The sequence below is a fragment of the Micromonospora sp. LOL_013 genome (assembly GCF_048060315.1).
Classification (GTDB): domain Bacteria; phylum Actinomycetota; class Actinomycetes; order Mycobacteriales; family Micromonosporaceae; genus Micromonospora_E.
In genome coordinates, this window is sequence record NZ_JBHMIQ010000015.1 from 36265 (window position 1) to 49459 (window position 13195).

16 protein-coding genes are annotated in these 13195 nt (G+C 68.3%); 8 read left to right on the forward strand and 8 right to left on the reverse strand.

What is annotated here, in order from left to right; all coding sequences use genetic code 11:
* From ACFHWS_RS12055 to ACFHWS_RS12070, 4 genes are all read right to left on the reverse strand, one after another.
* Nucleotides 1-645, reverse strand: a complete 645-nt coding sequence (locus tag ACFHWS_RS12055) for a hypothetical protein (protein WP_416555275.1) — start codon at nt 643-645, stop codon at nt 1-3.
* A complete protein-coding gene (locus ACFHWS_RS12060) occupies nt 642-902 on the reverse strand; it encodes a hypothetical protein (protein WP_416555277.1) in 261 nt (86 codons plus the stop codon). Before ACFHWS_RS12060 ends, ACFHWS_RS12055 begins: the two co-directional genes overlap by 4 nt.
* Before the next feature lie 5 nt (nt 903-907).
* On the reverse strand, nt 908-1069 hold the full coding sequence (locus tag ACFHWS_RS12065; RefSeq protein WP_416568199.1) for a hypothetical protein: 162 nt from the start codon (nt 1067-1069) through the stop codon (nt 908-910).
* 245 nt (nt 1070-1314) lie between these two features.
* Nucleotides 1315-1956, reverse strand: coding sequence for a hypothetical protein (locus ACFHWS_RS12070; protein ID WP_416555281.1), 642 nt, complete (start codon nt 1954-1956; stop codon nt 1315-1317).
* Between the two features lie 139 nt (nt 1957-2095).
* Between ACFHWS_RS12070 and ACFHWS_RS12075 the strand changes: the two genes are divergently transcribed.
* Entirely contained in the window at nt 2096-3280 is a 1185-nt protein-coding gene (locus ACFHWS_RS12075; RefSeq protein WP_416555283.1) for a hypothetical protein, read from the forward strand.
* A gap of 195 nt (nt 3281-3475) precedes the next feature.
* On the opposite strand, the gene ACFHWS_RS12080 is transcribed toward ACFHWS_RS12075, so the two are convergent.
* Complete coding sequence (locus ACFHWS_RS12080) at nt 3476-3835, reverse strand: type II toxin-antitoxin system PemK/MazF family toxin (protein WP_416568200.1); 360 nt, start codon at nt 3833-3835, stop codon at nt 3476-3478.
* Entirely contained in the window at nt 3832-4101 is a 270-nt protein-coding gene (locus ACFHWS_RS12085; RefSeq protein WP_416555287.1) for a hypothetical protein, read from the reverse strand. Before ACFHWS_RS12085 ends, ACFHWS_RS12080 begins: the two co-directional genes overlap by 4 nt.
* A 268-nt stretch (nt 4102-4369) precedes the next feature.
* Here ACFHWS_RS12085 and ACFHWS_RS12090 point away from each other — a divergent pair, with 268 nt between their 5' ends.
* Nucleotides 4370-4984 carry an NUDIX hydrolase gene (locus tag ACFHWS_RS12090; protein ID WP_416555289.1) on the forward strand — a complete coding sequence of 205 codons (615 nt, stop codon included), beginning with the start codon at nt 4370-4372 and terminating at the stop codon, nt 4982-4984.
* Here ACFHWS_RS12090 and ACFHWS_RS12095 read toward each other — a convergent pair.
* Nucleotides 4981-6120: an XRE family transcriptional regulator gene (locus ACFHWS_RS12095; protein ID WP_416555291.1), complete on the reverse strand. Its 1140-nt coding sequence runs from the start codon at nt 6118-6120 to the stop codon at nt 4981-4983. The two genes, ACFHWS_RS12090 and ACFHWS_RS12095, sit on opposite strands and share 4 nt — an antisense overlap.
* 146 nt (nt 6121-6266) lie before the next feature.
* Nucleotides 6267-6455 (reverse strand): hypothetical protein, encoded by a 189-nt coding sequence (locus ACFHWS_RS12100; protein ID WP_416555293.1) that lies wholly within the window; start codon nt 6453-6455, stop codon nt 6267-6269.
* 116 nt (nt 6456-6571) lie between these two features.
* Here ACFHWS_RS12100 and ACFHWS_RS12105 point away from each other — a divergent pair, with 116 nt between their 5' ends.
* The 6 genes from ACFHWS_RS12105 to ACFHWS_RS12130 all read left to right on the forward strand — a co-directional run bounded on the left by ACFHWS_RS12105 (nt 6572) and on the right by ACFHWS_RS12130 (nt 13157).
* Nucleotides 6572-6781: a hypothetical protein gene (locus tag ACFHWS_RS12105; protein WP_416555295.1), complete on the forward strand. Its 210-nt coding sequence runs from the start codon at nt 6572-6574 to the stop codon at nt 6779-6781.
* 300 nt (nt 6782-7081) lie between these two features.
* On the forward strand, nt 7082-7345 hold the full coding sequence (locus ACFHWS_RS12110; protein ID WP_278174808.1) for a DivIVA domain-containing protein: 264 nt from the start codon (nt 7082-7084) through the stop codon (nt 7343-7345).
* Nucleotides 7342-9522, forward strand: a complete 2181-nt coding sequence (locus ACFHWS_RS12115; protein ID WP_416555297.1) for a hypothetical protein — start codon at nt 7342-7344, stop codon at nt 9520-9522. Before ACFHWS_RS12110 ends, ACFHWS_RS12115 begins: the two co-directional genes overlap by 4 nt.
* Before the next feature lie 991 nt (nt 9523-10513).
* On the forward strand, nt 10514-11206 hold the full coding sequence (locus ACFHWS_RS12120) for an ABC transporter ATP-binding protein (protein ID WP_282233860.1): 693 nt from the start codon (nt 10514-10516) through the stop codon (nt 11204-11206).
* On the forward strand, nt 11203-12495 hold the full coding sequence (locus tag ACFHWS_RS12125) for a hypothetical protein (protein ID WP_416568201.1): 1293 nt from the start codon (nt 11203-11205) through the stop codon (nt 12493-12495). The genes ACFHWS_RS12120 and ACFHWS_RS12125 overlap by 4 nt, the downstream gene beginning before the upstream one ends.
* On the forward strand, nt 12492-13157 hold the full coding sequence (locus ACFHWS_RS12130) for a hypothetical protein (RefSeq protein WP_416568202.1): 666 nt from the start codon (nt 12492-12494) through the stop codon (nt 13155-13157). Before ACFHWS_RS12125 ends, ACFHWS_RS12130 begins: the two co-directional genes overlap by 4 nt.
* Nucleotides 13158-13195 lie beyond the last annotated feature (38 nt).

Consider the following 13195-nt stretch of genomic DNA (forward strand, 5'->3'; position numbering starts at 1 on the left):
CTATCCTTTTTCCTTGGTGTCGTCGTTTCTTGTCCGCCTGCGCATGCGAGACATCAGCTCTACGCCCTTCGCTCCGACGATGGCCACTGCCAGCGCGGCGAGCAGCCCATCACCGACGGGCGCACTTGGCTGGTGAGTCGGCCGGAAAGAAAAATCCGGCGTCTTGCTGACCGCTGTCCCGCCGGAGCCCTTTGCGGCGTCCTGGAGAATTCCGCCCAACTTGCCGAAGTGCTGCAACCCGTCGTCCGAGCTGCGCACCTGGCCGACGCGGCCGAGTGCCTTGGCAGCCAGCGAACCCTTCTTGTGGCCAGGTCTGGCCAACGCCTCGCCAGACGGCATGCCTCCGGTGGCGGAGGTACGGGTCGGGACGGAGCCCGGGGCGACGCGGTTGGCGTAGTGGGAGATCTCGGCTGCTGCTTCGGCGATGAGCCGGGCGATCTTGCCGGACTTCGCGGCGGCCTCGCTGGCCTGCGTGCGCGCTGCGGTGGCGTGAGAGCTGTCAGCGCCCTCGGTCGCGGTCTGGTAGTGCCGCGCACCGGCCGCGGACGACTTCTGTGCGGTCTTTGCCGCGACTGCCGCGCCATCGAGGTCGTCGAGAATCTTCCGTAGCACCGCAATGACGTCGCCGACGCTGCCGCTGCTCACCCGAGAGCCTTCGAGTACCTTTCGGCGCTGTCAGTGCAGCCGTCGATCCTGTTGAGCGCCAGCTCGCCTTCGTGGTCGGCTTCGCGTAGCCGGTGGAGTGCGGTGGTGACGTGGGAGTGCTGGCTGTCGGTGAGGACCGCGATGGCGGCGAGATGACAGGACCGGACGGTCTCCCGTACGGAATGGATGGTGTCAGCTGCCGACCGCAGCGCCTCGGTCCCCTCGCGTAGCCGGCTCTTGACCTCGTTGACGCTCATCGCCGCTACCCGAGGATACCGGCGTACCGGCGGGTCGACTCGCCCGCTCGGTGGATGAGGCCGGCGGACTCCTCCAACTGCCGCTTGGCCTGCTCGCAGCGGCCGATTGCCTCGCTCACCAGGTGATGCCCGGTGCCGGCCGAAACAGCGTGGAGCTGGCTGAGCATGTTGTCCAGGGTCCTCACCGCCGCCATGAGCTGCTGCCGGCTCGTGTTGCCGTGCTCTGCGGCCTGGGCGAGACCGGCCTTGATTCCTGGATGCTAACCAAGTTGAACCACGAGTTCCACGTGTTCCTCCCCGACGTCGGTCCTGCGACGAGCCCGGCTACGGCGGTCACTCTCCTACATGGTCGAAGCCTATCGGAGTGCGTCAACTTCAGGCTACGGAAGGTGATGGCACTTCAGGCGGCTGGTCAGTTCAGTAGCCGCTCGGCCCAGTAGATCTGCCGGTCGGGGCCGACGCTGACTAGGGCGACCATCAGGTCCTCGACGGCGGCGGGAGCGGACGCGATCGCGAACTCCGGCGGGGTCTCCGGATGTGCCGGGTGCAGGACGAAGGAGTACGTGACCGGTGTGGCGTCGACCGACGTGACCACGACGACGCTGCCGGAGGAGTGGAAGCCACCGTTGACCTCACGCGCACCGACACCCTGCAGCCAGGGGTAGCGCTGTTCGACAGCGTCGAGGACGCCGTCGGAGCCTGATCCGACCTGGTCCGGTCTATTCGACCTGGTGGAGATGATCCCGGGCAGGGTGCGGGTCCGTCTGTCGAGCACCGCGATGATCAGCATCGCGCCGGGTTTCGCCTGCGGTGGCGGCGTCCACCTGACCTGGCCGAGGAAGACTTGGGCGCCGTCGGATGGAACTTCCAGCTGTTGACCGTCGAAGGCGGCGTCCGCAGTTGCCTGGTCGACCAGCCGCAGCGTCGCAGTCGGCTTCAGGATCTCCGGCCCGTACGGCGACCGATGGTGCCACCACCGCCACCCGGTGATGCCACCTACCAGAGCGAGCACCAGGACGAGCGAGCTGAGCTTCCAGGCCGAGCGATGTCTCATGCCGGCCAGTGCAGCACACGAAGGCGAGAACTCGCCAAATCCGACGCCACGGTCACAACTACTGCACCAGCCTACTCTGCGATCACATCTTCAGGTAGAAGTGATCCTGGGTAGGTTAGGCCATGCCTATGGTTCGGGTATGGGGGAGAAGGAGCAAAGCGGGAAGGGTAGTGATTCCGGTGCCGGCACGGCATCGGAGGCAGGGGCTGCCTGGAGTGCGTGGAGTTTCGGGGGAGCTTGGCGGCAGCATGCGCTCGCCCGAGCTCTTTACCTTGAGCACCAAAGTCGGCTCCTCTGTTCAGACAAAGATGATCACCGTTTGCGGGAAGCCTGCAAATTTGTCCGAGTCGATGTTTCCCTCGCACGTCAGGCTGCTGGAAGCGTCTGGCCCTTCCGGGGCTCACTCGAACGGACCTGGTCGCACATCCACGCAGCTGAGCTTGTGCTGCTCAAGGTTGCCGATGAGGAGAGGCTGAAGGGCTGGTCGTCATCCGTGCTGGAGCTGGCCAAGAAGCGTCTCCACGAGAATGACTGCAGATTGGTAAAGCTCCGTGAGCTGTGCGGACGAGACGGCATCGGGAGCCATGAGCGAAGGGTGACGGGCGGTTGGCGTAGGATCTTCACGGGTAAGGAAAAGTGTGCCGAGGTGAGTGAACTTCGCTATGCCATGATGGCTGCCTTGGTCGGAAGCTACACCGCGATAAATAGTTGGTATTCTCGGGTGCGCGGCGTGCGGAACATCTTGATTTCCGTGACGATGCTCGCCCTGGCATTGGTTCTCTGTCTCGGTATCTGGGGATACAAGTCTCCCGACGTGCTGAGTCTATGTTTTGGGACGGACCCCAGCACTCTGGTGTGTCCGCATGATCCGCTGACAAAGGACCAGGGCATGCAGCCCACTGCCGAGGACAGGGACCGGCAAGCCGAACCCGACCGGGTCGACGTGACGCTGGTCCTGGCGTTCGGGTTCATCGGGGCAGTGTTGTCCGGGATCCCTGCTCTGGCCAGGCTGCACAGGTCAGCGGTGCCGTACGACCTGCGCCTTACTTCGGCTGCGCTGAAGTTGCCCGCCGGCGCTCTCTCTGCCTTCGTGGGAGTTACCTTCATTCGCGGTGAATTCGTTCCAGGGCTCACCCAGCTCGATACGGGAGCACAGATCCTCGCGTGGAGTGCCGTTTTCGGAGTTTCCCAGTACGCCATAACCCGGCTCGTGGACAACAAGACATGGGAGATCGCTTCGGATCAACGCGGCAACCCCGAGGGGGACGATGACTCCAAGTCCGGCAGCGCGGCAGGTGGTGAAGGGCGCGCCAGGTTCGACTGAGTGACGCCAGGCCTACCTGCCGTGGCGCCGCATCGCGAGCGCTCGCCACAACGGGTCTGGCTGTAGGTGAGAGAAGATCGGCATCGACGACATCGTGCGCGTACACCTGATCGTCCCTGCGGGGCGGCCCTGAGAGTGCCGCTACGCTCTATGTTGCGCTCATCTGCTGCGTATGATGTTGCTGCTGCGTCGCAGTCAGGACGTGAAGGCGACCATTTCCCGAAGCCATTCGGACAGCCGCGCAGCTTCGCTGACTGAGGCGGTTCCCAGGGGCTGTGTGCGGCGGAACCGTTGCGTGGAAACCGCTGTTATGTCCTCGGTGCGCGCCCAGCTGGGGCGGGTTAGTCCGGACTCGGGGGAGTCAATCCGCACATGGTGCTCCAAGCCGCGATCCCGAGTGGTCAGCGGCACCACGATTGCCATACCAATGGGGAACCGGCAGTGGGTGGTGGAGCCGACGATGACGGCCGGACGTACGCCACCCTCTTCGTGCCCGACCGGGTTACCGAAGTCCACCAGCCACACCTGCCACGGTGCGAGTTTGGTGTGGCTCACTCGTTGTACTCCGGGTACTCGTCGCGCCCGGGGGGCATGCCGTCACCGGCGGTGTTGTCGGTAAACGACGTCTCGGCCCGGTAGCTGGCCCATTCTTGCTGGTCGGACTGTAGCTCGGCGTACCGCGTCATGATCTTGTTGACCTGGTGTTCCCTGATGAGCCGCCGAAGCGCCTCGGCAAGGGGGACGCCTGCAAAGTCGCGTCTGGCGATCTCCGCCAGTTCGTCTCGGAGACCCCCGTCGAGCTGCATCGTCGTAGTGGCCATAGCAAACACTATAGCTCATGGTATGGCGAGCGGTCACTGAGCGATTGTCATCGCGTACGAGGACATGCCCAGCGCCCCGCGCCCGGTGACCTGAGCGGCTGGTGACAGCCCAGGTGGTTGCCTGGTCGCCGGCTGGGAGCGGCCGGGCAGCTCCAGGTGCCTGCGCCAGGCGGCGAGGCCGAGGAGGTCGGTGGCGCGGCTTCGCGGCCCTTGTCTGCGGATTGGGCGCAGGGCTGGTACGAACGGCTGCGCAGATAGGCTGGCCGGCATGGGCGAGGCGACGGGTGACGGACGGCCGTTGCTGGGCCGGACTGGCGGCGGCAGTCCTGAGCAGGCCGACGCCCACCGCTGGCAGGTGTTCGGAGCGCGGACCGTGTACGAGCGGCGGCCGTGGGTCAGTCTCGACCTGGTCGACGTCCAGCCTCCCGGTGGCGAGCGGTTCGAGCATCACGTCGTACGGCTGTTTCGCGCGGCCATCGGCGTCGTCGTCAACGATCAGGACCAGGTGTTGATGCTGTGGCGGCACCGGTTCGTGTCGGACCAGTGGGGGTGGGAGCTTCCCGGCGGGATCGTCGACGACGGCGAGAGCCCGGAGACGGCCGTGGCACGCGAGGTCGAAGAGGAAACCGGCTGGCGACCGTACGGAATGCGGCCTTTGGTCTCGTACCAGCCAATGGTTGGCATGGTCGACTCGCCGCACGACGTCTACTACGCCAGGGAGGCGACGTTCGTCGGCCGGCCCGCCGTGTCCGACGAAGCCGGTGAGGTTGCGTGGGTGCCACTCACCAGCATTCGGCAGCTACTCGACCGGAACGAGATCCTGGGTTCCGGATCGATCGTCGGACTGCTGCACGTGCTGGCGTTCGGCGTGCCGGTGGACTAGATATTTGCCCCGATTCGGGCCAATAACTGATTGAGGCGTCGCTGATTCCTGAGCGATCCCGTCCGGCTGGCCAGCGCCCGAGCACGTCGTGCCTCCTGCTCGGCTTCGCGCAGGTCGCCGCCGGCAAGGTGCGCGTGTGCGAGGCCGATCCGCAGGCCAGCCTCGGCACGGGTGAACGTGCCGTCCATTCCAGCCAGAGCGGCATGTAGCTCATCGACCGCCGAGCGCTCGCCCAGCAGGGCATGCGCGTTGCCGCGCCAGCGCGTCAGGTGGGCTTCGTTGAGGAAGATTCCGGCCACCTCCTCGTCTCGCATCTCCGATCCGGCCGGCAGCGTCGCGGCGGCCTGGTCCAGCGCGGCGTGGGCTGCCGACGCGTCCGACAGAGTGGCGGCGAACTCGGCGTGAGCCGCGTGCAGCCACGCCAGCAACCGGGCAGGGGCCTTCCGCTCGGCCAGCGAAACCGCCTCCAGGATCAGCGCGTGGGCAAGCTCCGGCTTGCCGGCATCGACCAGCACGTACGCCTGTTCGCCCATCGCGTGCGCGACCAGAGCCGGACTCGCCGCTTCGACCGCTGCTCGTCGCGCCAACTCGTAGCAGCGCCAGGCGCGGTCGACCGCGCCGACGTCGAGCGCTTGCCAGCCTGCGAGCGTCGCGGCACCGGCGAGCGCCCGTGCGACCGGCCGGCGTGCGGACGGGAGTACGGAGTATGCGAGGGCGTTCTCCAACGTCTCGACGTGGGCGCGCATCTGGTCACCGAGCGCGGGAGCGCCCGCCTGGCGGTCGATGGAGCGGAAGAGTTCGGTCTGCTGCGTCAGCACGTCGACCAACCCGACGTCGACCGACTTGGACGCCTCGATGCGCTTGGCTAACTCGGCGTACGCGCTGTCGAGTGTCTCGCCTTCCGTTGTCGCTGCCCCGAACAGCTCGGCGTCGGTCAGTCCGAAAATCGCCCGCAGGACAGCGCGGTACTCGCCGTTTACTGACCGCCGACCGTTCTCCCACTCGGAGACGTAGACCTTGAGACTTGCCCGAGTGGCGGTAGCCGTGCCAGCGGCAGCACGTCGTCGAGCGATTTCGTGAACGAGTCTCGCCTGCGACCATCCGCGTGACTCCCGTGCTGCCTTCAGCGCGTTCATGCCCCGCCTCCGTCCGGGTCATGCTCAGACTGCCCTACTCGGACTGGGCTTGGCAGGAGTTAACAGCCAGATGTTAACCACTGTGGTCTGCAGAGACGCCGCGATGACGGGTTGACTGGTGACGCCGGCAAGCCGGAACCCGGAAGTCAGTCCTCGCGTTGGGTTGGTCGGTTCTTGTGGATCCACTCGGCAACCGCGTCGCGGGACCAGATGCGGCCCGTGGCGAGGACGTCCAGCGGTGCGGGGAACGACGGGCGGTTGACGATCTCGGATGCCCGCTGACGGGAGACACCACCGAGCATCTGCTGGATCTCGGACATCCCGGCCAACCGCATGTCAACGAACGTACGGAGGTTACGACCAGCACCCCCGTCAACTTGATGCACTTGACACCCGTAAGGGGGATGGGTGATTCTCAGTCGCGCACATCTTCAGAGGAGGGGAGTCGACCGTGACGCAGATGGATGACGACCGGTGGCGGTCGTGTGGGTCGGACTGGGATGACCCGGGAACCGGCCCCCGGCCGGTGCCGGTCGACGTACCGCCGCCGGTGCTCATGCCCGACGCCCGGCGCGGTGACGCCGATGTCCGGCCCCGCACCGCTGCCCGGAGCGCAACCGGGCCGGGTAGCGCGCACCCCGACCTCGGCGACTGCGCCTGATCCGGATTTCCGCAGCTCACGCGGCGGAACCAAGGTCTGCCCCGGTCGCCGTACCGCCAAGGAGGGCTGCGGTGATCGGGGCGGGGGTGGCCCCGCCCGAGTCGGCAAGGGGCAGGGCCACCCCCATCCACCAGACACACCACCAAAGCAGTCACCGCACCACACAGGGGAGGAGCACTGATGATGCGAAGGATGTGGCAACGGACGCGGGTCCGCTGGGGACGCCGGCGGATGGCGTCCACCCCGCCCAGCCGCTGGCCGGCTGGCGACCCCGGCGTCCACCGGGTGCCCGGCACCAACATGCGCTCGGCGGCGTACCGGCCGATCCGGCCCTGGCAGGTTCGGAATCAACGGTTCCGGCCGGTCGGCGTCACGGCCCGCGGCCTCGACCCGGTCGAAGTCGGCGCGTTCCTCGACCGCGTCGCCTACGACCTCGGTGTCCTCTACGCCGAACTCGACCGCACCTGGGAGCAGAACAACCGGATCAAGGACGCGCTGCGCCGCTGGCAGTCCACCCAGGCCGCCATGAACCAAGCCGCGATCAACCAGGCCGCCGTCCGGTGACCGAGCCCGACAACCCCGGCGTCACCGTCGTCGACTGCACCACCTGCGACGGCGGTGGCGTCACCTCCCACCGGTGCAGCTGCACCTGGTACGGCGACCAGCTCATCGTCGACGACGACCAGTTGACCGCCGGCAACCCGGGCGGTACGGCGTACCGCGACTGTCAGGTCTGTCTCGGCACCGGCACGAACTGCGTGACCTGCGACCGCTGCGCCGGGCTCGGCCGCCGCCGCGCCCAACTCGTCTACACCGTCGCCAACGCCGACACCGCCGCCGTCGCCTCCGTCAACATCGTGCCCGGCGCGCTCGACCCGGTGCACCGCGGCGGCCGCTGGTGGCTCGACCTCGACGCCGTCGTCACCGAACTGGCCGACCGGGTCGGCGCCGACCACCTCTACGACCCGGCTGCACCCGAGCGGGAACTTCTCGTCGGCGGGCTGGTGCTGCCCCGCGACTGGCGACCCGACCTGCCGCAGGCACGGCGGCACGCCCTGGAAGCGGCGGCGATCGCCAACTACACGTACCACCCGTGGCAGGTCTGGCTCGGCCGGACCGCCCCGCCGGACCGCCCCGACCCGGCCCGCCACCTCGGCCAACTCTGCGCCCTCGCCGAACTGCTCTGCCTCGACCTGGTCGTCGAAACCCGACCCGACCCGTACGGCGACGACCGCTACGGCTGGCAGCTGCGCCTCGAACTGCCCGACACCGGCGTCGGCGACGCGTTCGCCAGCGGCGTCGGCAGCACCGACAGCCTCGACGCGGCGATCGTCGCCGCCGACGCGACCCGCCTCGCCACCGGGATCGGCGACCGTGGCGTCGACGTACCCGCCCACTACCTGCGCCCCGGCCGACCCGGCCCGCCGATCGGGCCGCCGAAACTCGACCTGGACCAGCTCGAACGCCGCATGATCGCTGACTGCACCGCACTCGGCACCGGTGAGGCCACCCCCGGCGCGCAGGCCATCTGGCGCGACGGCCGTTGGTGGCACACCGGCCTGCGGGTGGTCGCCGTCGTCGAGGAATTCACCGAACGCACCACCGGCCAGATCTCCCGGCGTACGGTCGACAAGCTCGCCCGCTCGTGGCAGCCGCCGCCGCCCAGCTGGCAGGGGCCGGCGATCCCGTCCGAACCCTGCCCGTACTGCGTGCCGGAGCAGGGGTTGCGCCGCTGCGTCTGCACCGTCGGCGCGCCCGCCGCCGACCCGGAGTGCCGCTACTGCGGCGGTGCCGGGCGCAGCGGCCGGTACGCCGCCGGCCTCAGCCGCTGCTTCAGCTGCGGCGACACGCTGCGCATCCGGCACGGTGCCGTCGTCACCGTCACCGACGGGCAGCACTGGGCCCGCCACCTCAACTGGGCACTGCCCGACGAAGCCACCGCCGTGGTGCCGCGGATCGGCAGCCAGCCGGGCGGCAAACCCATCCACCAGGTGCCGCCGCAGTTCCGGCTCCCGGCGCACCTCGGCGACCTGGCGGTACGCGGCCAGCCGATCGGCCCGGACCAGCTCGCGCCGCTCGACGATCACGAGATTTTGCTGGTGCAGGAGCTGTGGTACGGCTACGTTACCCTCGACCACCCTGGGCAGGACCCGCTGACCGCATATTTGGCGAACGTCGCCAACGGGCACCCCGGCGGCCGGGTGCTGCTGCACGCCGCCGAGCCGGACGCGCCACCGCTGGCGCGGGTGCTCGCGTTGGCGTACGGGCTGGGGCTCGCGCTGATCGTCACCGTCGCCGACCATCGCAACGAGGCCGGTACGCCGTACCGCATGCAGGGGGTGTCGTGGGGTGCGTACTTCGCCGCGCCCGGTGCCGCGATCGGCCTGCGGGCCTACCCGCACCGGCCCACCCTCGGGCACGCGCTCGCTCAGGCCGTCGAGTACGTGTGCGGCGCCACCCGCTCGGCGACCCCGGTCGACCCGGGTACGCCGATCGCCGTACCGCAATCCGTACCGCAGAACGTGCCGACGCCGGCGGCCGACGGTGACCACGATGACCTGGTGCCGTCGCTGTCGTTGCTCGCGGGGTACTACGCCGGCGAGACGGTGATCGTCTCGCTCGCCGCGTCCCACTGTGAGGTGCACGTACGCGAAGGTCCCGAGACCACCCGTCGGGTCGCCACCGCCGCCGACCTGCCAGCCGCCGTCACCGCCCTGCGCCTGCGCCCACCCGCCACCTGACGACCTGCGGTGGCCCGCGCCCCGATGTCCTGGTGCCTTGGCGCTCCGAGAGCATTGCTCATGTGGAAGTAACATCCTGCGTGGACCATGGGATAACGGTACGACCGATCGTTGACCTGGCATACGTACTGCTCGGGCTGTTCTTTCCGGCATCGCACAGGATCGTGATGATCGGCGCGGCGGCGGCAAGCAACATCAAGCCATTGGACGGTTGCAACATATGATCGTTGTCACCTTGGCTTTACCGTGTGTGCTCCTCTGTGGCGGTCTTCCTGTGTTCTCTGAGGCCAGGCCTCGAGTGCTTGAGATCGTCGCTGATGGCCAGTGATCAACGGTGATCGGAGGGTGTTGCCATGTGTGGACACCGCGCCGAATAATCCAACCGCTGGCCAGCTCTCGTTGTCCTTCCGAAGTAAGCGGGGAACAGTGAAGAGACTCGCGAAGGCCGTAACTGTTGCTGTGGGTGGCTTGGTGCTCAGTTTGACCTTGGTGTCGCCGGTGCGCGCTGAGGGAAGCTGGTCGAGTAGTGTGAGCAATGCCCTCACCGGATTCACATCCCGGGACTGGACCGACAACAGCAGTGACTCGGCATCGACTCGTACGGTGTGGTCCGGTTGTTCGGTGGTAGCGGGAACCTACCAGAACACTACTCTCGACCTTGCTCGTAACAGGACCTGGCCGCTCCCCGATGTGATATACGGCGAGCGCACCTCGTCGTGTGGAACGTTCAATTGGGGTCGGATGACCGACGTCGGTAGCTACCACTGGACCATCAAGAAGATCAACGGATCGACCTCCGGCTGGCGAGTCAACGTAAACTCGCTGACCACCTACTACTGACCTGATGCCTTGATCATCTAGGATGGGGTGGCAAGTCAGCCATAAGGTCCTGACTTGCCGCCCCATGTCTGCCGTGTTCATGCCTCCAGAGGTTGACCCTGTGCCCGTACTGATCGCGGATTGTTCTTTCCGGTATCGCAAGGACATCCCGGTGTTCCGTGCCCTGACCGTCGAGTTCGAGCCCGGTGCGACCGTGCTGCTCGGCCCCAACGGTGCTGGCAAGTCCACGCTGCTGTCGCTGATCGTGGGGCTGCTGCAGCCCGACGCGGGCACGGTGCGAGTCGGTGACCTGGTCAGCGATGTCCGGCGTACCCGATCGCGGTACCGCCGCTCGGTCGGTTGGCTGCCACAGCACGTCGCCGCGATGCCCGGCCTGAAGGTGCGGGAGCAGGTCGCCTACGCCGGCTGGCTGAAAGGCCTCAACCGCCGTGACGCCTGGGTCAACGCGGCCCGCGCGCTGGGCCGTGTCGGCCTGCAGGACCTGGCGGAACGGCCAAGCAGGGCGCTCTCCGGCGGTCAGCTTCGTCGGGTCGGAATCGCACAGACCCTCGTCCACGACGCGAAACTGATCGTCATGGACGAGCCGGCCGCCGGGTTGGACCCGCAGCAGCGGCGGGTGCTGCGCGAGGTGCTGAACTCAGTTGCCGGCGACGTCGACCTGCTCGTGTCGACGCACCAGACCGAAGACATCAGCGACATCTACCAGCACGTGGCAGTGCTGGACGGCGGTGTCATCCGGTTCCACGGTGAGGTGCCGGCATTCCTGGCGCGGGCCAGGCCCGGTGTCGAGCCGTCCCGGCGGGCCGAGGACGCCTACGTGCAGTTCATCGGCGCCGAGGCATGAGCGCGGACGCGTACGGCGCCATCCGGACGATCTACCCCTGGCGTAGCCGCGCCGAGACCTACGTGACCGTGCCGATGCTGGCCCTCGTGCTGTTCCAAGGTGCGGCGGTCGTCGAAACGGCCACGCCCGGCTACTGGACGGCTGCGGTGGCCAAGGCCAACCTGATGCTGTTCATCGTGGTGCCGCTCTGCGCGGTCTGCGCCGCCTGGGAGGGGATGCGGCACCGCAGTGGCGGTATCGACACACAGACCATCGCTCGGCCGATGTGGACAGTCGTTTTCGTTGCGGTCGGCCCGACGCTGGTAATGGGGCTGGCCGGGGTCGTCGCGGCGGTGCTGTCGACCGCCCCTGCCGCAGTCGGCGCGCCCGGCGGTCCGCACCTCGGGCTGGTCGGCGTCTACCTGCTGGTGATGGTAGGGTACACCGTGGTCGGATACGGGCTCGGTCGCTGGCTGCCGCCCGCGCTCGCGTTGCCGGTCAGCCTGGGCGGCTCCTACATCTGGCTGGCCTACCCGGCCGCCGTCGAGCCGTTCTGGATCCGCCACCTCAACGGGCTGTCCTTTGAAGGCTGCTGTGCGATCGATCAGCAGCCGGACGCGCGGGCGCTGCTGGCCGCCGCCCTGTTCGCCGTCGGTATCGGCGCAGGCACGCTGGTCGCCCTTGCCGGCGCCCGCCCGGGTCACGTCGGCGGTGCGTTGAGCTTCACCGCGTTGCTAGTGGTCGCGGTCACCGTGGCGGCACCGCTCGGCCCGTCTTCCGGCGGCCCGCGCGCCGGAGCGCCACAGTGCGTCGGGCAACGGCCCACGCTGTGCCTGTGGCCGGAGCAGGAGACGGCCCGGGATGCGATCCATCCGGCGCTGGCGTCGGCGTATCCCCGGCTCGCTGCGGTCGGCGTCACGCTGCCCGAGACGGTGACCAGCCAGGAGAGCAACGCGGCCGACGCTGTCTTCATCGTCCTGCCCGCCGAGTCGGACCCGCAGACGGCGGTGCTGAGTCTGGTCTCCAGCATCGTCCCGGACACCGTGCCCGCCTGCGCGGCCGAGGGGGAGTGGCCCGGTGCCCACAATCGTGCGGCGTTGCTGGTGTGGATGGCGCTGGCGGCCGGCGTACCGGCGTCGGAGCTCGGCCCGGTCGCGCCGCCGGAGCTGATCGACCTGGCGGTACGGGTGCGTCAGCTCGACGAGGACCGGCAGGCTGCCTGGTACCGAGCCAACCTCGCGCCGTTGGCTGACTGCACCACCGTGCCGCGCCTCGACCCGGAACTTTTCACGTCGGACGATCCGCAGTGATCTGGTGGTGGCGTACCCGCGCCCTGACGACGGTGACCGTCGCGTACGCCGCGAGCCTGGCCGCCGCGACGGTGATCGGCGGTGAGGTGCTGCCGCTGCCCAGCCTGGCCGGGGCGTTGCTGGTGCCGGTTGTGTTCGCCCTGCTGCTGCCGCTTGTCCCGATCGTCGTCCTCTGGCACGGCATCGACCGCAGCAGCGGTGACCTGGACGCAACGGCGGTACGTTCGGTGGCCGCCCGCGACCTCGGCGTCGCCGCAGCGATGGCGCTGATGACCGCGGTTGCGGTCGGCGTCGCCTCGGCGGTCGGCTGGTGGCAGCTCGGCCCCGGTTACCTGCGTAATCTCATCGGCTGTCTCGGGTCGGCCCAGATCGTCGCCCCGTTCGTCGGCGCACGGCTTGCGGCGGTGGTGCCGGTCGGCGCGGTGATCGTCAGTGCGCTGTTCGGCACCGGTGACGGTGGTCTGGTCCGTTGGTGGGCGTGGCCGATCGCCGATGCCTCCTCCGGGCCGGCCTTCGCCCAGGCCGTACTGCTGCTGGTGGTCGGTGCGGCGGTGGCGGTGTGGCGGTTCAGCCGAGGCTGGCCTGCCAGGCGAGGCGGATGGAGGGCCGCTTCAAGCGCTTCATCATCACCACAGCCACCGCCGTCGCTGCGGCGGCCATGATCCTGACCACCGGCTGTACGCCAGGGTCAGGCGGTTCC